Below are 19,641 nucleotides of genomic sequence, written 5' to 3' on the forward strand. Positions count from 1 at the left end.
GTTTTGAACTCCTTGGTGCATGTATAGCCGAGATGGCTTAGAAGACAACCGAAGGTGATTTCAGGGCAGTCGCGGATGAGGACCGCTGATGAAGACGCTCAATCCCGTTGAGGGCCAGCGCTGGGTGGCCGGAATGATGCCCCTGGCGGCGGTGGATCCACTCTCCGGAGCGGATTCGCTGGGCGTTCCGACGGTGTATTGGGAGCGGCCCCTGGCTCAAGAAGCGGCGGCGGGGTGGGGCGAGGCGGCGGTGGTGGAGGCCGCTGAAGCCGGGCAGTTGCCCGCGGTTCTCACCACCTTGGCCGCGACGTCCTTGCGCTGGCTGGGCGCGGTTCCCGACAGTCTTCCGGGCCCCTGGTTCGGTGGGATTCGTTTCGGCGCGACGGGCCTGCCGGATGAGGCCTGGGCGGCGCATGGCGTGGCGCGCTGGACGCTGCCGGAGGTGCTGGTCTGGCGCACCGGGAGCGGTCTGGCGGTGGCGGCCTTCGCGCCCGAGGGACGTGGCGGCGAGGACGCGGTGCGCTCGCGGCTGGAGCGGGTGTGCGCGCGCTTCTCGGAGGCGTATCGACACGCGCGGGGCGGTCCGGTGGACCTGTCGCAGACCTCGTCGCGTCCGGAGTTCGAGGCGCGGGTGGAGCGTGCGCTGGAAGCCATTGCTTCGGGGCAGCTCCAGAAGGTGGTACTGGCGCGCGCCGTGGACGTGGAGGGGCCTGCGCCCTTCGACGTGGTGGACGTGCTGGCGCGGTTGCGGGAGCAGAACCCTCGCTGTGCCACCTTCTTGTTTCGAGCGCCGGACGGGACGTGCTTCCTGGGCGCGACGCCGGAGACGCTGTGTCGGGTGGAGGGGCGGGTGCTGGAGACAGAGGCGCTCGCGGGGACGGCCGCGCCACATCAGGCCGAGGGGCTGCGGGGGCAGGACAAGGACGTGCGTGAGCATGAGGCGGTGGTCCGCTACATCCTCGCGACGCTCCGGGGGCTTGCAGCCGACGTGCGAGCCGACGCGGAGCCCCAGTTGTTGACGTTGAAGAACGTGGTGCACCTGCGCACGGCCATTCGCGCGGAGCTTCGCGAGGGTGTCTCGGCCGCGCAGGTGGTGGGGGCGCTGCATCCCACGCCGGCGGTGGGTGGCACTCCGCGCGAGCGAGCGCTGTCCTTCCTGGTGGAGCACGAGGGACTGGACAGGGGCTGGTACGCGGGGCCGGTGGGTTGGGTGGGGCCGGGGCGTGCGCACCTGATGGTGGGGTTGCGCTCGGCGCGGGTGCGGGGCTCGCGGGCCCGGCTGTTCGTGGGTTGCGGAATCGTGGCCGGCTCCATCGCGGAGGCGGAGTGGCGGGAGACGGAGATGAAGAGTCTGGCCGTGTTGCGTGCGTTGGGAGGCGGGGATGTCGGGCGACAGTAATCTCAACCTGCTGTGGGCTCGCGCGCTCGTGGAGGAGTTGGTTCGCGGTGGCGCGCGGCACGCGGTGGTGTGCCCGGGCTCGCGCTCCTCGCCGCTGGCGATTGCGTGTGCTCGCGCGGAGGGCCTGCGCACCTGGTCCGTCATCGACGAGCGCAGCGCCGGTTTCTTCGGGCTGGGGCTCGCGAAGCAGTCACGTGCGCCAGTGATTCTCGTGGCCACGAGCGGCACTGCGGGCGCGCATTTCTATCCCGCGGTCATCGAGGCCTCGCTGTCCCAGGTGCCCCTGATTGTACTCACGGCGGACCGCCCGCTGGAGCTGCAGGGGTGGGGCGCGGCGCAGACGGTTCCCCAGGCCCGCTTTTATGGCGAGCATGCGCGCAGCTTCACGGACGTGGGCGTCCCCGAGGCCAGTGATGTGGCGCTGATCCACCTGCGCGCGACCGTCGCCCGGGCTGTGTCCACCGCGCTGCGCGCGCCGCGGGGCGCCGTGCAGCTCAACGTCCCCTTCCGCGAGCCGCTCGCGCCCGTGACGGAGGCCTTCGGTGAGGAGCGCCTGTCCGCGCTGTCGAAGGCGGGCCGCGTGGGTGCGCCGCTCACGCGAATCGTGCCTCCTACTCCGATGCCGGATGCGGCGGTGCTGGAGTCGCTGCGTCAGCGCATCGCCGCGACGGAGCGGGGTGTCATTGTCTGTGGTCCTCGCGACGAGGCGGACGGGTTCGCCGACGCCATCTCCGCGCTGTCCCAGGCCACGGGCTACCCCGTGCTCGCCGAGGCGACGTCCCAGGCGCGTTATGGCGGTGGGCCGCTCACGCTCTCGTATTACGACGCGCTGTTGCGCCACGCGCCCTTTGCTCGGACGCACCGCCCGGAGTTGGTGTTGCGCTTCGGTGGCGGGCTGACGCCCAAATCGCCGCAGCAATGGGTGGAGGCGTCGGGCTCGGACGTCGTCCTCTTCAGTGATGGAGGCGCGTTGTTCGACCCGACGCATCGCGCGTCGACAGTGGTGGAGGGCTCGGCGGTGGCGGCCTGCGCGGCGCTGGCGAAGGGACAGACCCGGGGCCCGGGACGGTGGGCGCAGGGCTTCCTCGCGGCGGAGCGACTGGCGCGAGGCGCGCTCGAGGCCGCCTTCGCCGAGCGGCCCGACCAGCTCAGCGAGCCGCGCATCGCCCGCGAGGTGGTGGCCGCGCTTCCCGCAGAGGCTCCGCTGTTCGTCTCCAGCAGCATGCCCATTCGCGACGTGGATGCCTTCGCTCCGGCGGGTCCCGTGCCGCTGCGGGTGCTGGCCAACCGTGGGGCGAATGGCATCGACGGCATCATCTCCAGCGCGCTGGGCATGGCCGCCGCGGCCTCGCGTCCCGCCGTGCTGCTCACGGGTGACCTGGCGCTGCTGCACGACGTGGGGGCCTTCGTCACGGCCGCGCGCGCCCGGGTGCCACTGACGGTGGTCGCCGTGAACAACGACGGCGGCGGCATCTTCTCGTTCCTGCCCATCGCCCAGGCGGCGAAGCCGGACGAGTTCGAGACGCTGTTCGGCACTCCGCACGGCGTGGACCTGTCGCACGCGGCGGCGCTGGGCGGAGCGCGACTGCACCGGCCGACGACGCCCTCGGCGTTGCGGTCGGCGGTGCGTGAAGGGCTCGAAGGCGGCCTGCATCTCGTGGAGGTGCGCGTGGACCGGGCCGCCAACGTGGATGACCATCGGCAGCTCTTCGCGAGGATGGCCGCCGCACTGGGAGACGGACCATGGGCGTGACACTGGCCTACGAGACGTGGGGAGAAGGCTCCCGGCCCCTCGTGCTGCTGCACGGCTTCACCGGCAACCGGGCTTCGTTCAACGGGTTGCGGCCATTGATGGGGCGCTCCGTGCGAGCCATCGCGGTGGACCTGCCAGGACATGGCGCCACACCGCTGCCCGAGCGACAGGGCCGCGACGGCTTCCTGGAGACGGTGGACGCGCTGGTGGCCCTGGTGGACTCGCTCGGCGCGGGCACGGTGGATTTGCTCGGATATTCGCAGGGTGCGCGGGTGGCCCTGGCCGCGTCCGTGCGTGCGCCGGACCGGTTCGGTCGGCTCATCATGGAGAGCGGCTCGCCGGGGTTGCACCGCCGTCAGGAGCGTTCCGCGCGACGTGAGGCGGACGCGCAGCTCGCGGCGTTCATCCGCGCCCGGGGTGTGGACGCCTTCGTGGAACGCTGGGAAGCGCTGCCCCTGTTCGACAGCCTTCGCACCATGCCCGAGGAGCGCCGCGACACGCTGCGCGCGCACCGTCGAGGCTGCACCGTGGAGGGGCTCGCCGGCGCACTCGAGTGCCTGGGGCTTGGAGTACAACCGGATTACTGGTCGGAGCTTCATCACCAGCGACTGCCCACGTTGCTGCTCACGGGGGCGCGGGACGAGAAGTTCACGCAGACGGCGCGCAAGATGGCGACGGAGCTTCCGGTGGTGTGGCGACATGCCTTCTCGGATTGCGGCCACGCGCCGCACCTGGAGGCACCGGAGGACTACGTCCGGGAGGTGCTGGGCTTCCTCCAGACGCCCTGGTTCGAGGCGCCCCAGTTCGAGGCCGTTGCTCCGGTGGCGAGTTCAGGGAGGGTGAATCCGTGAGTACGTCCGTCCCTGGATCCCCCGTGGCGATGGCGAAGCCTCGGCCCACGGTGAAGACGTGGTTGCTGGCGGTTCGTCCCAAGACACTGACGGCGGCGCTGGTGCCGGTGCTGGTGGGAACGACGCTCGCGTTCGGCCTGGGAGTGGGGCGCATCGTCCCGGCCCTCGCGGCGCTCCTGGGCGCGGTGCTCATCCAGATTGGCACCAACTTCATCAACGACTACTACGACTTCAAGAAGGGCGCGGACACGCACGAGCGACTCGGTCCGGTGCGAGTCACGCAGAGCGGGCTCATCGCGCCGAGCACGGTGCTCGTGGGCGCGGCGGTCTGCTTCGCCCTGGCGACGGCGGTGGGGGCGTACCTGGTCGCGGTGGGTGGCTGGCCCATCGTCGCCATCGGGCTCGCGTCGCTCCTCTGTGGCTACGCCTACACGGGTGGGCCGTTTCCCCTGGGCTACAACGGCCTGGGCGACCTCTTTGTCTTCATCTTCTTCGGGCTCGTCGCGGTGACGGGGACCTTCTACGTTCAGGCCGGCACGGTGCATCCGGCGGCGTGGTGGGCGGCGATTCCGGTGGGCGCGAGCGGCACCATGCTCATCGTCGTCAACAACCTGCGGGACGTCACCACGGACGTGAAGGCGGGCAAGCGGACGCTGGCGGTGCGCTGGGGGACGACGGCGGGGAAGGCCGAGTACGTGCTGCTGCTCCTGGCCGCGTTCGCCACGCCCATCGCGATGTTCGTGCTGGGACTCGCCGGACCCTGGGTCTTTCTGTCGTTCCTGAGCCTGCCCCTGGCGGTGCCGCCACTGAAGCGGGTGCTGCGAGAGCAGGGGGCCGCGCTGAACCCGGCGTTGGGGGGGACCGCGCGCTTCCAACTCTTCTTCGGCGTGCTGTTCGGCCTGGGCCTGTACCTGCGATGATGTGAGTCCATGCGTATTGTTCAGGCGACGCTGACCCCGCTGCGGTTGGAGCTGCTCCAGCCCTTGAAGACGGCCCGAGGCTCCTACTCCGCGCGCGAGGGCTTCCTCGTGAGGCTCGAGGATGAGGACGGGAATGTGGGACTCGGAGAGGCGATGCCGCTGCCGGAGTTCGGCACGGAGTCCTTGTCCGTGTGCGGCGAGGTGCTGGGGGCGTGGCTGTCGTCGCTGAAGGGCCAGCTCCTGGGGGACTCGGTGCGCGCGGTCGAGGACACGTTGTCTCCCTTCCCGCCGACGGTGGCGCGCGGCGAGGGCGTTCGTGTCCGGGCCCGTCATCCCGCGCCGCCGGGCCCCGTGCCCGCCGCTGAGCATGCGCTGGAGCTGGCCCTGTTGGACCTGCTCGCGAAGCGCCAGGGCGTGCCGCTGTGCTGGCTGCTGGCCGAGGAGTCGCGTCCCGAAGTGCTGGTGAACGCGCTGCTGAGCGAGGAGGCGCCGGAGGCACTGGCGGAGGAGGCTCGGCGTGCGGTGGCCGAAGGTTACGGGACGCTGAAGCTGAAGGTGGCGACGCGTTCGCTGGAGGCAGACGAGCAGCGCGTGAAGGCGGTGCGCGAGGCCGTGGGGCCGGACGTGAAGCTGCGGTTGGACGCGAATGGCGGTTGGTCCGAACCGGACGCGAAGCGCGCGCTCGACAAGCTGGGCTGGTACGGCCTGGAGTTGGTGGAGCAGCCGACGCCGCCGGAAGACCTGTCGGCCTTGTGGCGTGTGCAGAGAAGGGCGCCGTGCATGGTGGCGGCGGACGAGTCGCTCGGCTCACCGGAGACGCTGCGTGCCCTGCTGTCGGTGGATCCGCTGTTGGGCGGTGGACCGGCCGTGGGCGCGGTGGTGCTCAAGCCGATGGTGCTGGGCGGACTGCTGCCCGGACTCGTGGTGGCGATGCGGGCCGCGCGGTTGGGAATGCAGGCGTATGTGACGAGCTCGCTGGATGGCGTGGTGGCCCGAGCGGGCGCCGCGCACCTGGCGGCCGCCCTGCCTTCGGGGTCGCTGGCATCGGGGCTCGCGGTGGGGCGTCTCTTCGCGCATGAGCCCGCCATGCATGAGTACCAGCCCGTGCACGGGCGCATCCGTCTTCCGGAGTCGCCTGGACTGGGCCTGGATGCCGGGGTGGTGGTGTGACGAAGTTCGGGTGCCCCATTCGCGAAGGGGCCTCGCATCACCCGGACGCGGAGGCGCTCACCTTCGCGGGGCGCTCCTGGAGCTACGGCGCACTGGATGCGGAGGTGCGTCGGTGGGTGGCCGCGCTGGAGGCTCGCGGAGTTGGCAAGGGCCATCGCGTCTGTGTGCTGGCGACGAATCACGCGGCCTGTGTGTTTTTCTTCTGGGCCGTGGGCCGCGTCGGAGCCGTGCTGGCGCCGCTTAATGCGCGCCTCACCCGCGTGGAGTTGGAGCCCCTGTCCCAGGATGTCGAGCCGGGTTTGACGCTCGCACTGGGGACACTGCGTGAGCGGCTTGTCGGCGCGGAGGTGTTGGAGACCTTCGCGGCCGAGGCCTCTTCTGACACGTGCGTGGAGCTGGAAGAACACGAGCCTCGGGTCGTCCTCTTCACCAGTGGGACGACGGGAAGGCCGAAGGGCGCGGTGCTGACGGAGGGGAACTTCCGGGCGTCGTCGCGCGGGTCCGCGGCGAACCTGGGAGAACACCCGGCGCCCCGCTGGCTCGGGACGTTGCCGCTGTTCCATGTCGGTGGCCTCGCGATGCTGACGCGCACGGCGTACGAGGGAGGCTGTCTCGTGCTGCACGAGCGCTTCGACGCGGAAACCACGAGTCGTGCCATCAACGAGGAGAAGGTGTCTCACGCCAGCCTTGTCGCCACCACGCTGGAGCGGGTGCTGGATGTCCGTGCCGGGCGACGGGTGCCCGAGACTTTCAAGGTGGCGCTGATTGGCGGAGGGCCGGTGCCCCTGCCCTTGCTGGAGCGGGCGCGCGCCGTGGGCTTGCTCGCACTCCAGACGTACGGGCTCACCGAGGCGTGTTCACAGGTGACGACCGAGCGGCCTTCCGAAGCGGATGGTCGGACGGCGGGTCCACCGCTCCCGGGGATGGAGATTCGCATCGTCGGAGAGCGCGGCGAAGTGCGAGGCCCCGGGCAGGAAGGGGACATCGAGGTGCGCGGGCCCACGGTGATGGCGGGCTATTGGCGCAGGCCCGAGGCCACGCGTGAAGTCTTGCGAGAGGGCTGGCTGCGCACGAAAGACCTCGGTGTGCTCGACGCACGGGGCAGGCTCACGGTGCTGTCGCGCCGCACGGACCTCATCGTTCGGGGCGGTGAGAACATCTACCCGGCCGAGGTGGAGGCGGTGCTCGCCAATCATTCCTCGGTGCAGGAGGCCGCGGTGGTCGGCGTGGCAGACCCACGCTGGGGCGAAGTGCCCGTGGCCTTCCTCGCGCTGCGCGTGGGGCAGTCGCGTCCCGAGGTGGAGGCGATGGAGGCCTGGTGCCGCCAATCGCTCGCGGGCTTCAAGTTGCCCGCTCGGTTCATCTGGGTGGATGCCCTGCCACGCAATGCCATGGGGAAGCTGGAGCGCTCCTCGTTGCGCAAGGCCGCCGAGGACTGAACGCGGCGCTCTTCACACCCCTTCGCCGAAGTTCGGCGCGTGACACTGGGCGTCCTGGTGAGAACCCGGTAGTCTGAGGTGGGAGTGGATTGATGTGTCAATCAATCGTGAGACAAACCGCTTTCGCCAGAGCCCTTCCCTCGGATGGGAGCTTTCGTGAGGTCCCTTGAAGGGACCGTTCACTTGCTCACCCTCGACGAGGGGGCCGGGGCTCCTGGTGGGGACGTGACGCCGGAAGCCGGGAGACTTCCGGCGAGCGTCATGCCCGAATCAGGACTCCGAGACCGGGTGGCCCCAGGGGTTGGTGCGAGGATACTCACGCAGCATCGCGCTCAGCCGGTACGCCGCCGCCACGGTGGCGCTGACGCGCACCCGGCGGGTCAGGGAGGCTCCACGGGCCGCCGCCGCGCCCAGCCGCGCGGCCTGCTGCGCGAGCTGTCGCTCCACCTCGGGGGACCAGCGGGAGAATTCGAGCCATTCCATCGGACTGCTCCTTCGCGAACTTCGCGTGAGGGGGAAGCGCCACCAAAGCATCCGTCGATCCCCGAAAGCACGACGCCGCGCGTTGCCCACGACGTCTGTGCTGCTTTCCCGACAGGGTCTCCGTCGCTACTCGACACTGCGATTTCATGCGGACGCAAATCTTGAAGCTCACGAGGAATGAGCACCCACTTGAGCCCACGACGGGAATCCGCCGGGTAGGGAGTACCCCTCGCTTGAAACGGAAAACATCCGGGAGTGATTGGAAATTCTGCCCGAGAGGTGAATCTCAAGCAGGCAAGGAATCCTCCCCCAGGCGTTCTTTGAACCAAGAGGCACTTGATAAATCCAAGGCCTGGCCTGGGAGATGAGTCAAAGGCAGCTCAACAAGCACGACACCCGGAGGGCGGACGTGGCTCCTGAAACTGTTGATGTCATCATCGTGGGATGTGGACCGGTCGGAGCGATGGCAGCCAATCTGCTGGGGCTCCAAGGCGTGAAGACCCTGGTGGTGGAGAAGGAGCTGTCCGCGCATGGTCAGTCCCGCGCCATCAGCGTGGATGACGAGGCGCAGCGCATCTTCCAGTCCGCGGGGCTGGAGGGCGAGCTGGGGCCGGGCTTCCATCCGTGCCACACGCTGCGCTACCTCGATGACCGGCTGCGCTCGCTCGCGGAGGTGGACTTCGCGAACCTGGACCAGCCGTTCGGTCACTACGTCGGCGCCTTCTTCCAGCAGCCTCGCATGGAGGCGGTGCTGCGCCGGGGCATGGCGCGCTTCGAGCACGTGGAGCTGTGGCAGGGCCGCGAGGTCGAGTCCTTCGTGCAGGACGGTGAGGGACTCACCGTGCGCGTGCGCGAGTGCGGCACCGAGAAGTCCGTGACGGTGAGGGCGCGCTACCTGCTGGCCTGTGATGGCTCCCACAGCACCATCCGCCGCAAGCTGGACCTGAAGCTGGAGGGCACCACCGCGCTGGAGCACTCACTGGCCATCACCGTGAGCACGGCGTCTCCAGAGCCCGACTACACCAGCTACCTGTGTGGCCCGAACCGGCGGGGGTTCATCGCGCGCACGGCGCGGGACGAGATGCGCTTCGACATCATCGTGGACCCGGGCGCGGACCTGGAGGCCGTGCGCCAGCCCGAGCATGTGCGCTCGCTCATCTCTCACTACGTCGACCCGGCGACGGTGACGATTCGCTCGGTCAACGTCCACTCGTACCACAGCCGGATCGTGGACCGCTGGCGGGTGGGGCGCGCCTTCCTGCTCGGAGACGCGGCGCACCTGATGCCGCCCTTCCTGGGACAGGGCCTGTGCGCGGGCTTTCGCGACGCGGCGAACGTGACGTGGAAGCTGGCGCGGGTGCTGGACGGCTCGGCGGATGACTCGCTGCTGGACACGTATGAGCACGAGCGGCGCGGCCATGTCTCGGAGGTCATCAAGAGCTCGGATGCGATGGGCCGGATGATGATGACGGGAGGCCAGGTGCTGGCGCGCGCGCGCAACGTGCTCATCCAGGTGCTCTACCGGCTGCCCGTCACGGGAGAGTTCATCCGCCAGTTCAAGGTGAAGCCCGCATTCGCGCTGGAAAAGGGCTTCATCCTCGGCACGCAGCGGGCGAAGGCCGCGCCTGAAGGCACCTACTTTCCGCAGCCGCGCGTGGAAGCCACGGAGGGGCAGCGGGTGTTGATGGACCACGTGCTCGGCGACGGCTTTGTCGTGCTGACGCGGCCCGGCGCCTCGCAGGACACGCAGCGCGAGGCGCGCGCGCTGGCGGCGGAGCTGGGCGCGCGGGCGTGGTCCGTGCTCTCCGCGGAGCGCATCGGCGAGCCTCCTCCGGACGCGTTCGTGGACACGGAAGGCCGGCTGGGCGCGTGGTTCTCACGGCACGACAAGGACGTGGTGGTGCTGCGTCCGGACCGGTACGTGTTCGGCACGGCCACGGGGCCTCGCCTCGACGGGCTTCGTCGCGCGCTGCGAGGTCTCATCCGTCCCCGGCCGCGGGGTGGCGCCTCGGAGGTTCGTCGGGCCGGGTAGGGGAGGGCGTGGAAAAAGTCGACGGGGCGCCCGGGCCGGAACATGGCCACAGGCGCCCCGGAGTCGGGCATGGCTGGACTTCCGCCCGACGGGACGTCAGGCCGCGGCGGCGGGCTTGAGCAGGCCCTGGGCGCGCTCGACACAGTCGCCCATGAAGCGCAGGTAGATGTCGAGCGCCAGGGCGCCCGTCTTGCCGATGACCTCGGCCTTCTCGGGCACCTGGGTCAGCAGCTTGCCGAGCATCACCTCGTTGAGGGCGGTGTGGCCCACGTCGATCTCCGCGTGCTCCTTGACGAAGGACATCGCCTCCATGATGTCCTCGCCACACACGCGCTTGGCCTGCTCCATCAGCCCGGGCGCGAAGACGACCGACAGGTTCTCGATTTCATATTCGATCGCGACCTGGGCGGCGGGCATGGGACCGACGATGGTGTCCTCGTGGATCTTCCGGTACTCCACCATGGCCTGCGTGGGCACCTGGTTCAGCAGCGCCGTCGCATCCAACTGGGGACCGCGCTTGGCATTCCACCGGGCGACGAGGCTCTTGGTGTCCTCGATCATCATCAGGTGGTGGCCTTCCTCGTGCTTCGCGTGGGTGATGAGCTTCTCGCCCACGTCCTTGAGGCCCATCTTCACGGTGGCCTCGCCCGCGCGGCGGATCCATCCGTCCACCGGCTCCGTCATGTACACGCCCAGCGAGTTGAGCTGGATGAGGAAGCCTTCCACGAGCGCGGGGTCCACGTTCGGATCCAGCAACGTCTGGAGCGCGGGGGAGGACTTGAGGCGCTCGCGCACCTCGACCACGTGGGGAACATACTTCTGCTCCACGAGTTGCTTGTTGCTCATGTCTGAACCTCTAGGGCGTGTTAGCGAGGGTTGTGGGCGCCACGGCGCCCGATGGTCAGCTCACTGATGTGCTCGAGGAAGTCGGGAATCAGCTTCGAGGAGATGATCCACATGAATGGATCAGGCCCTCCGTGGATGCCGGCTTCCTGCACGTAATCCCCCCCCTCGTCCTCACACAGGAAGTGGAACGAGGTGCGGCGGCGCGCTGCGTACCAACGGCGCGCGGCGTCCACCAGGGCGACATAGGTGGACGGTCCTTCTTCGGTCAGTGAGAACAGGCGGGCCATGTCCAGCAGGCAGTACAGGTTCGTGCCCCGCTGACCCAGCTCCAGCACCGTCGCCGCCACGGGCACGCTGCCCCGCCGCGCGACCAGGATCTCTCGCTCACGCTCGAGACCGAATTCCTTCCAGCGCGCCTGCACCGGGCGCATGTCGATGCGCTCCCGCGTGAAGTCCAGCGCTTCCACGTAGCAGGCCGGGCGCGTGCGAGCGATGGAGTCCGCCAGCAGCGTCAGCTCTTGCGGCGTGGCGAGACCCACCTGGATGCCCTCGTGGCTGCGGCCCGTCTGCTCGTGGGTGAGCACGTCCAGCATGTGGACCTTGCGGGTGAAGGCCAGGCCCTGGCCCGTCTCCATCTGCCGCTCGGCGTAGCGCACGTGCGCCTTGGCGATCCACGGGTTGAGGGCCTCCACGTAGGCCACCACCCAGCGGAAGTCCGGGTCGCTCTGCGGGTGCTCGAACGTGCGCACGTACAGGTCGCGCATGATCTGCCCCGGCTCCTGCACGCTCGGCGGCGGCTTGCCGGGGCGCTTGGCGACCTGATGCCCCATCCACGCGTGGCGGTAGGGCTTCATGAAGGACAGCGTCGCCTCGGGCCCGCGCTCGGACGGCCACACCGCCTGGCAGAACAACTGCGGAATCTCCGCGCCGCGCTTCGCCATGCCGCGGAAGGCCAGCCGCAGCTCCTCGAACTCCTCGGTGGACTTGCCCGCCAGGCTGAAGAAGCCGGAGCGGGTGAACAAATCCCACAGCCCGTCCTCCATGTCCTCGCTGGTTCGAGTCGCGGGGGACGTCGTCTGCGACACGAAGCGCACCCAGCGCGCCTCGTCCACGGAGTAGGGCTGCACGCTCAGGCCGCACAGCACGTGGCCATCCGCGCGGGGGCTGGTGACGTAGCGGATCTCTCCGCGCAACGTCAGCGTCTGGCCCGCGCCCGTCTCCAACTCGATGTGGGGCGGCAGCAGGCCGGGGAACATCAGGTCCTCCGGCTTGCAGCGGATGCACAGGCCGGAGAAGGACAGGTCCACCGCGTCGCGCGTCAGCTCGCCCAGCTCGCGCCAGAGCGGGTGGTGGAAGCGCACGCTCGCGCCCGTGGGGGCGGGGACCCGGCGGTGCCAGCGATGACGGATGCGGGAGATGCGCGCGGGCATCGGCGTGAAGAGCCGATCTCCGTCCATGCCGCCCGCATCCAGCCGCATGCGGTACGCGCTGTTGTAGCCGATGACGTCCACGTCGTAGGGCGCCTCGCCCCACTCGGCGACCGCCTCCTCCGTGCGCCACTCCAACTGGGCCGTCGCCGAGTTGAAGCGCTCCAGCACCATGCGCACCGAGCGGCCCATCCGTCGCAGCACGCCCTTGTTACCGGAGGCGCAGATGGCGGTGAGGATGGAGCGGATGCGCTCCGGCTGCTCGATGATGTCCTGCATCGGCATCGCGGAAGCGGCGGGCTCCGCCACGCCGTTGCGCAGGGCATCCGCGAGCATCGAGAGAATCTGCCGGCCCTGCTCCACGGTGACTCCCACGAGCTGCAGGCCCACGGGCGCGCTCGCCGTCTCGGAGTCGGTGCGGATGAACGCGCCCACCAGCGGACCAATCGTGACGCCAAGACCCTTGAGGAAGACGGGCAGGGTGGGCGCCTCGGCGTGATTCACGGGGCCGCGAGGCATCACCCAGACCACCGTGGGGCTCAACCGCGTCACCTCGCCAATGGTTCCTTCCAGCGAACCCAGCGAGCAGGTGATGGCGTTCGGCCCCCGGCCATGCAGCGAATAGCCCGAGTCATCCAGCGCGGCTTCCGCTGGCGGCAGCGGAATCACATTGATGAATGCGTCTCGGCTATCGAACTCGACCGTCCGCCGGTCGGAGAGCGGGTTTCCCCCTTCCATGTCCAGGAGCCCCCTTCTCCGGTAGTGAGGAACGCCTGATGCGGATGGCGAAGTTGCAAGCACAACAGTTCCTCCCTGCTCCAGCGGTGCTGCGGTGGGCGGCATTTCGCTATGGGTCCGTATCATACGGAGTCGGCAGGAACAGTCAAATCGAATTTGTGCAGCCTTGCTGTTTTCGTCAAGGCGGGAATCTAGGTCACTGGGTCAACCGTGACAGGTCATTTCTCCAAGTTTCACGAACTGTATGCCCAGCACCCGACAACGCCACCGCCAAGATGTCGCGCAACTGTAATGTCACCAGTCAACCACGCTCTGAGTGCTTTCTCGTAGTGAAATGGAGCGAGTCGGATTGCTCCAGTAAACTCCCTCCGGCACGCCAACCAGATGAGGTGAGCGATGAGCGCGGCACGGGATTGGGTGGGCAGGACTTTGGGTGAAGCAGGGGACGGTGTCGGACACCCTGCGCGCGCCCCTCGTCTGGAGTCGGTGGAGGGGCCAGACTTCCACCAGGTGGATGTGGCGGCGCTCATGCGTGAATCCATGGAATTGCTGGAAGCCGCGCGAAGAATCCACGGCATCGCGGTGAAACTGGAACTTCCGGATGAAGCCGTGCTGACCCGCACGGGGCTGCGACGTACACGGCAGGTGTTGTTGTTGTTGCTGGCCCACGCCGCCGACCTTGCCGGGGAAAGCGGGGTTCGCGTGTCATTGGATCCACCCGATGACTTTGGAGACGAGGGGCCTCGCTTCCAGGTGGTGACGCCGGATGCGCACCTCTCCGAGCGGGAGCTCCGGGCCGTCTTCCTGTCGCCCATGTTGGTGGGGCCCACCCACCGGCGGCTGGCGCGCGCCCGGGAGCTGGTGGAGTCCGTGGGCGGCACCTTGGATGTGGTGCGCGGCGCGGAGTCGGGGCTCACCGTGACGGTGGAGCTGCCCGCGCCGGGCCTGGCCTGCTGGTAGTCCGGCCGGCGAGGACATCGAGCGCTCGGGGGAGCGCGGGAGGTTCATCCTCTCGTGCCGCGCCGCTGGGTCCGATAAGTCCTGCAACCTGGAGGGGTGGCCAAACTCCTTGACGGGAGGGGGGCGGGTTCTCGACTATCCCGCGCCAATTCTTACACGGCCACACCTTCCAGGAGTACGTCCATGGCGCCCCCGTCGTCCGGCGAGAAGATCACCCTCCAGAACGGCAAGCTGTCCGTCCCGGATCACCCGATCATCCCTTACATCGAGGGCGACGGCACTGGCCGCGACATCTGGCGCGCCTCCCAGGCCGTCTTCGACGCCGCGGTGGAGAAGGCCTACAAGGGCAAGAAGAAGATCGCCTGGTACGAGGTGCTCGCCGGCGAGAAGTCCTTCAAGGCGGTCAACAACTGGCTGCCGGATGAGACCGTCGAAGCCTTCCGCACCTATCTGGTCGGCATCAAGGGCCCGTTGACGACGCCGGTGGGCGGCGGCATCCGCTCGCTGAACGTCGCGCTGCGCCAGATGCTGGACCTGTACGTCTGCCTGCGTCCCGTACGCTACTTCAAGGGCGTGCCCAGCCCGGTGAAGACGCCGGACAAGGTGGACATGACCATCTTCCGTGAGAACACGGAGGACATCTACACGGGCATCGAGTTCGAGGCCGGCACCCCGGCGGCGGACAAGTTCCTGGCCCTGCTGAAGCAGGAGTTCCCGAAGGAGTTCGGGAAGATCCGCTTCCCCTCCGATGTCGGCATCGGCCTGAAGCCGGTGTCCCACGAGGGCAGCGACCGGCTCATCCGCGCGGCCATCCAGTACGCGGTGGACCACAAGCGCAAGAGCGTGACGCTGGTCCACAAGGGCAACATCATGAAGTTCACCGAGGGCGCCTTCCGCAAGTGGGGCTACGAGCTGGCCGCCCGGGAGTTCGGTGACAAGGTCTACACCTGGGACCAGTGGGAAGTGACGAAGGCCGCCAAGGGTGAGGACGCGGCCAATGCGGAGCAGAAGGCCGCTGTCGCCGCCGGGAAGATCATCATCAAGGACTCCATCGCGGACATCACCCTGCAGCAGGTGCTCACGCGTCCCGACGAGTTCGACGTCATCGCCACGCTGAACCTCAACGGCGACTACCTGTCGGACGCGCTCGCGGCCCAGGTGGGCGGCATCGGCATCGCGCCGGGCGGCAACATCAACTACGTCACCGGCCACGCCGTCTTCGAGGCGACGCACGGCACGGCGCCCAAGTACGCGGACCAGGACAAGGTGAACCCCGGCTCCGTCATCCTCTCCGGTGAGATGATGTTCCGGCACCTGGGCTGGCACGAGGCCGCGGACCTGATGATCCAGGGCATGGACCGCGCCATCGCCGCCAAGACGGTGACCTACGACTTCGCCCGCCTGATGAAGCAGGAAGGGCAGTCTGGCGTGAACGAGGTGAAGTGCTCCGAGTTCGGTCAGGCCATCATCAAGCACATGTAGTCCCCTCACGGGGAATGGGAGACGGCGAATCCATGGCTCAGAATCGCAAGAAGAAGATTGGCCTCATCGGCGGCGGGCAGATCGGCGGCAACCTCGCGCTGCTGGCGGTGCAGAAGTCGCTGGGTGACGTGTTCCTGTACGACATCCCGGTGGCCGAGGGTCTGGTCAAGGGCAAGGCGCTGGACATCAACCAGCTCGCGGCGGTGGACGGCTACGACTGTCGCGTCACCGGCACCACGGACTGGAAGGACGTCGCTGGCTCGGACGTGATCATCATCACGGCCGGCATGCCCCGCAAGCCGGGCATGAGCCGCGAGGATCTGCTCGAGATCAACCTCAAGATCATGAAGGACGTGGCTGCCAACATCCAGCAGCACGCCCCGGGCGCGTTCGTCATTAACGTGGCGAACCCGCTGGACGCGATGGTGTTCGCGCTCCACAAGATCGCGGAGCTGCCGGACAACATGGTGGTGGGCATGGCGGGCGTGCTGGATACCAGCCGCTTCAAGTGCTTCGTGGCGGAGGCCCTCGGTTGCTCCATCCGTGACGTGGAGGCGCTGGTGCTCGGCGGCCACGGCGACGACATGGTGCCCCTGGTGCGGCACAGCACCGTGGGCGGCGTGCCCCTCACGGAGCTCATCGCGAAGGACAAGCTGGACGCCATCGTCAAGCGCACCCGTGAGGGCGGCGCGGAGCTGGTCGGCCTGTACAAGACGGGCAGCGCCTACTTCGGGCCCGCGGCCTCCTCCATCGCCATGGCGGAGAGCTTCATCTTCGACCGCAAGCGCATCCTGCCGGGCGCGGCGCTGCTAAAGGGCCAGTACGGCATCAGCGACTACTTCTTCGGCGCTCCCATCCAGATCGGCGCGGGCGGCATCGAGAAAATCATCACCGTGGACCTCAACGAGGCCGAGAAAGCCGAGCTGGCGAAGTCCTTCCAGTCGGTGAAGAAGACGGTCGACTCCGTCAAGCTGTAGTCCGTTCCAGTCGTGGAGCCCGCCGGAAGCAGTCGGCGGGCTTCGCGCCTGATGCCGCGGATGACGCGGGCTTATCGTTTTCGACGCCGCCGTTGCGGCGCGGTTCCGCCAAGTTAACTAGCCTGTAGAACTCGCACGGGGATGTCCGGAGCGTGGCGCGCCGAAACGGCGAGCCGGCTGACGGCAGGCGTGTCCGATGTCCCGGCAGTCAAGGAGACGATGATGGCAGCAGCAGCGCGGTTCACAGTGGTGGGCGGCGGTCTCGCCGGGCTGATGACGACGATCAAGCTCGCGGAGGCGGGCCACCAGGTGGATGTGCTCTCGCTCGTCCCGGTGAAGCGCTCGCACTCGGTCTGCGCCCAGGGTGGCATCAACGGCGCGGTGAACACCAAGGGCGAGGGCGACAGCCCGGAGATCCACGTCAAGGACACGCTGCGCGGCGGCGACTTCCTGGCCGAGCAGATCTCCGTGAAGGGCATGTGCTACGCGGCCCCCGGTATCATCTACCTGCTGGACCGCATGGGCGTGACGTTCAACCGCACGCCGGAAGGCCTGCTGGACTTCCGCCGCTTCGGCGGCACGCTGCACCACCGCACCGCCTTCGCCGGCGCGACGACGGGCCAGCAGCTGCTCTACGCGCTGGACGAGCAGGTCCGCCGCTATGAGGCCGAGGGCAAGGTCACCAAGTACGAGTACTGGGAGTGGCTCGGCACGGTGAAGGACGAGGGGGGCCGCTGCATCGGCAGCGTGGCCGTGGACCTTCGCACCATGGAGATCCGCACCTTCCCGGCGGAGGCCGTGTGCCTGGCCACGGGTGGCCCTGGCATCGTGTTCGGTCGCTCCACCAACTCCATCATCAACACCGGCACCGCCGCGGGTCGCGCCTACATGGAGGGCGCCATCTACGCGAACGGTGAGTTCATCCAGGTGCATCCGACGTCGATTCCGGGCGAGGACAAGCTGCGCCTGATGAGCGAGTCGGTGCGCGGCGAGGGTGGCCGCGTCTGGGTGCCTCGGAAGAAGGGCGACACGCGCGGCCCCCGGGACATCCCGGAGAGCGAGCGCTGGTACTTCCTCGAGGAGAAGTACCCCAAGTACAAGAACCTGGTCCCCCGCGATGTGGCCACGCGGGAGATCTTCATCGTCTGCCGCGACCTGGGCATGGGCATCGGGGGCAGGGACGGCGTGTACCTGGATGTGACGCACATCCCGGCCAAGACGCTGGACGCCAAGATCAAGGGCGTCATGGAGATCTACGAGAAGTTCGTCGGTGACGACCCGCGCGTCACGCCGATGGTCATCTTCCCGGGCATGCACTACTCGATGGGCGGCCTGTACGTTCAGTTCGAGGCGGACTCGAAGACGCTGACGCCGCTGGAGGGCAGCCCGAAGAACCAGTCCACCAACATCCCGGGCCTCTACGCCGCGGGCGAGGCGGACTATGCGTTCCACGGTGGCAACCGCCTGGGCGCCAACTCGCTGCTCTCCTGCATCTACTCGGGGATGATCGGCGGTCCGGCCATGGCGTCCTTCGCCAAGAGCAACACGACGAGCGCGGCGGCCATGCCGGAGAAGTACTTCCAGGATGCGAAGCGCTACTGGGAGGACCGGTTCGGGACCATCAAGAAGATGGCCGGCGCGGAGAATCCCTACGGTCTGAGCCAGGAGCTGGGCGACGTGATGACGGAGAACTGCACCGTCGTCCGCTACAACGACCGGCTGAAGAAGACGGTGGACAAGATCCGCGAGCTGAAGAGCCGTTGGAAGAACGTCAACGTCCTGGACACGGGCAACTCGTCCAACCGGTCGTTGTCGTACACCAACCAGCTCTGGAACATGCTGGAGCTGGGCGAGGTCATCGCCACCAGCGCGCTCTTGCGCGACGAGAGCCGTGGCGCGCACTACAAGCCGGACTTCTCGCTGCCCGAGCCGAAGACGAAGGACCCCAACGACGATCCCGCGTGGATGGCGCTGTGGCAGGCGCGCCATGACAGGTGGGCGAAGACGACCATCGCGAAGTACGCGGAAGAGGGGCCGAACATCTCCTATGAGGACGTCCCGACGCCGGTGCTGAAGCCCGAGCCGCGCTGGTACGCGTAAGGCACCGGGGAACTTTCTGGGTGGGCCCGCGTGAGAGCGCGGGTCCCCGTAACTGACTTGGAAGTGAAGGGTCGAGCCACATGGACACCGCACAGGCAGGCGCCGTCAGCACCCAATCCATCTCCTTCCGAATCTGGCGGCAGGACGCTCCGGACCAGCCGGGCCGCTACGAGGAGTTCAAGGTTCCCTATCGCAAGGGCGCCAACGTCATCTCGTGCCTGATGGAGATCCAGCGCAACCCCGTCACGGTGGAGGGCAAGCGCGTGCCCCCCGTGGTGTGGGACGCCGCGTGTCTCGAAGAGGTCTGCGGCAGCTGCGCCATCAACATCAATGGGCGGGTGCGCATGGCGTGCTCGGCGCTCATCGACAAGCTGGAGCAGCCGATCACCCTGGAGCCCATGAGCAAGTTCCCCGTGGTCCGGGACCTGGCCGTGGACCGCAGCCGGATGTTCGAGGCGCTCAAGCGGGTGAAGGGCTGGATTCCCACGGACGGTACCCACAACCTGGGGCCGGGCCCGCGCCAGTCGCCCGTGGACCAGTCGACGATGTACGTGCTCTCCACGTGCATTACGTGTGGAAGCTGCCTGGAGGCGTGCCCCCAGGTGACCATGGACAACGACTTCGTCGGCGCGGCGGCCATCAGCCAGGCCCGCCTGTTCAACATGAACCCGACGGGCAAGTTGAACTCCGAGGAGCGCGTGCGTTCGCTCATGGGGCCCGGCGGCGTGCAGGACTGCGGCAAGGCGCAGAACTGCGTGAAGGTCTGCCCGAAGGAGATTCCGCTCACCACCTCCATCGCGATGATGAACCGTCAGGTGACCAAGCTGGTCATCAAGGACCTCTTCTCGCAGGAAGAGGAGAAGAAGGGTCACAGCGGTCCGGGGTGACGGGGCTGTTGTTCCCGTGAAGGCCAAGCGGCCTCATGCGTGTGTCCCTGGGACACGGCATGAGGCCGTTGCCGTTGATGCGCATGGCATGGAGCGGTGCGTGATTCGCGTGGCGGTCCGCGGTTTTCGGGCGGTGCGAAGCTCCGCGAGTTGCTCGTGCTCAGCGTGGCGAATCGA

Annotated in this window: 15 protein-coding genes; 12 read left to right on the plus strand and 3 right to left on the minus strand. The window is 68.2% G+C overall.

Annotation, left to right across the window (positions count from 1 at the left end; genetic code table 11):
- The first annotated feature begins 88 nt into the window (after positions 1-88).
- Genes HUA74_RS16895 through menE form a run of 6 tightly spaced genes read left to right on the plus strand, consistent with a single transcriptional unit; the run spans position 89 to position 7,532 of the window.
- Positions 89-1,399 carry an isochorismate synthase MenF gene (locus HUA74_RS16895; RefSeq protein WP_174455335.1) on the plus strand — a complete coding sequence of 437 codons (1,311 nt, stop codon included), beginning with the start codon at positions 89-91 and terminating at the stop codon, positions 1,397-1,399.
- Positions 1,383-3,152 (plus strand): 2-succinyl-5-enolpyruvyl-6-hydroxy-3-cyclohexene-1-carboxylic-acid synthase, encoded by a 1,770-nt coding sequence (gene menD / locus HUA74_RS16900; protein WP_174455336.1) that lies wholly within the window; start codon positions 1,383-1,385, stop codon positions 3,150-3,152. The genes HUA74_RS16895 and menD overlap by 17 nt, the downstream gene beginning before the upstream one ends.
- The gene (gene menH / locus HUA74_RS16905) at positions 3,143-4,003 is read left to right on the plus strand and encodes a 2-succinyl-6-hydroxy-2,4-cyclohexadiene-1-carboxylate synthase (RefSeq protein WP_174455337.1); all 861 of its coding nucleotides are present in this window, start codon (positions 3,143-3,145) and stop codon (positions 4,001-4,003) included. Before menD ends, menH begins: the two co-directional genes overlap by 10 nt.
- Positions 4,000-4,923 (plus strand): 1,4-dihydroxy-2-naphthoate polyprenyltransferase, encoded by a 924-nt coding sequence (locus HUA74_RS16910; protein ID WP_371817249.1) that lies wholly within the window; start codon positions 4,000-4,002, stop codon positions 4,921-4,923. The genes menH and HUA74_RS16910 overlap by 4 nt, the downstream gene beginning before the upstream one ends.
- Before the next feature lie 9 nt (positions 4,924-4,932).
- Positions 4,933-6,093, plus strand: a complete 1,161-nt coding sequence (locus tag HUA74_RS16915; protein WP_141645888.1) for a mandelate racemase/muconate lactonizing enzyme family protein — start codon at positions 4,933-4,935, stop codon at positions 6,091-6,093.
- A complete protein-coding gene (menE, locus tag HUA74_RS16920; RefSeq protein ID WP_174455338.1) occupies positions 6,090-7,532 on the plus strand; it encodes an o-succinylbenzoate--CoA ligase in 1,443 nt (480 codons plus the stop codon). The genes HUA74_RS16915 and menE overlap by 4 nt, the downstream gene beginning before the upstream one ends.
- A gap of 270 nt (positions 7,533-7,802) precedes the next feature.
- On the opposite strand, the gene HUA74_RS16925 is transcribed toward menE, so the two are convergent.
- A complete protein-coding gene (locus HUA74_RS16925) occupies positions 7,803-8,015 on the minus strand; it encodes a hypothetical protein (RefSeq protein WP_141645890.1) in 213 nt (70 codons plus the stop codon).
- 364 nt (positions 8,016-8,379) lie between these two features.
- On the opposite strand from HUA74_RS16925, the gene HUA74_RS16930 reads away from it, so the two are divergent.
- A complete protein-coding gene (locus HUA74_RS16930) occupies positions 8,380-10,047 on the plus strand; it encodes a bifunctional 3-(3-hydroxy-phenyl)propionate/3-hydroxycinnamic acid hydroxylase (RefSeq protein ID WP_217443479.1) in 1,668 nt (555 codons plus the stop codon).
- 96 nt (positions 10,048-10,143) lie between these two features.
- Here the strand turns inward: HUA74_RS16930 and HUA74_RS16935 are convergent, their stop codons facing one another.
- Both HUA74_RS16935 and HUA74_RS16940 read right to left on the minus strand, forming a co-directional pair.
- The gene (locus tag HUA74_RS16935; RefSeq protein WP_141645892.1) at positions 10,144-10,893 is read right to left on the minus strand and encodes a hypothetical protein; all 750 of its coding nucleotides are present in this window, start codon (positions 10,891-10,893) and stop codon (positions 10,144-10,146) included.
- A 20-nt stretch (positions 10,894-10,913) separates the two neighbouring features.
- A complete protein-coding gene (locus HUA74_RS16940) occupies positions 10,914-13,058 on the minus strand; it encodes a hypothetical protein (protein WP_174455340.1) in 2,145 nt (714 codons plus the stop codon).
- Positions 13,059-13,586: 528 nt separating this feature from the next.
- Between HUA74_RS16940 and HUA74_RS16945 the strand changes: the two genes are divergently transcribed.
- The 5 genes from HUA74_RS16945 (at position 13,587) to sdhB (ending at position 19,464) form a co-directional block, all read left to right on the plus strand.
- Positions 13,587-14,018: a sensor histidine kinase gene (locus tag HUA74_RS16945; RefSeq protein ID WP_254625096.1), complete on the plus strand. Its 432-nt coding sequence runs from the start codon at positions 13,587-13,589 to the stop codon at positions 14,016-14,018.
- Positions 14,019-14,201: 183 nt separating this feature from the next.
- Positions 14,202-15,500 (plus strand): NADP-dependent isocitrate dehydrogenase, encoded by a 1,299-nt coding sequence (icd, locus tag HUA74_RS16950; RefSeq protein ID WP_141645895.1) that lies wholly within the window; start codon positions 14,202-14,204, stop codon positions 15,498-15,500.
- 32 nt (positions 15,501-15,532) lie between these two features.
- Positions 15,533-16,477 (plus strand): malate dehydrogenase, encoded by a 945-nt coding sequence (gene mdh / locus HUA74_RS16955; RefSeq protein WP_174455342.1) that lies wholly within the window; start codon positions 15,533-15,535, stop codon positions 16,475-16,477.
- A 222-nt stretch (positions 16,478-16,699) separates the two neighbouring features.
- On the plus strand, positions 16,700-18,577 hold the full coding sequence (sdhA, locus tag HUA74_RS16960; protein WP_174455550.1) for a succinate dehydrogenase flavoprotein subunit: 1,878 nt from the start codon (positions 16,700-16,702) through the stop codon (positions 18,575-18,577).
- Between the two features lie 80 nt (positions 18,578-18,657).
- Entirely contained in the window at positions 18,658-19,464 is an 807-nt protein-coding gene (gene sdhB, locus HUA74_RS16965) for a succinate dehydrogenase iron-sulfur subunit (protein ID WP_141645897.1), read from the plus strand.
- Positions 19,465-19,641 lie beyond the last annotated feature (177 nt).

The sequence above is a fragment of the Myxococcus sp. CA051A genome, from assembly GCF_013336705.1.
GTDB classification, from domain to species: domain Bacteria; phylum Myxococcota; class Myxococcia; order Myxococcales; family Myxococcaceae; genus Myxococcus; species Myxococcus llanfairpwllgwyngyllgogerychwyrndrobwllllantysiliogogogochensis.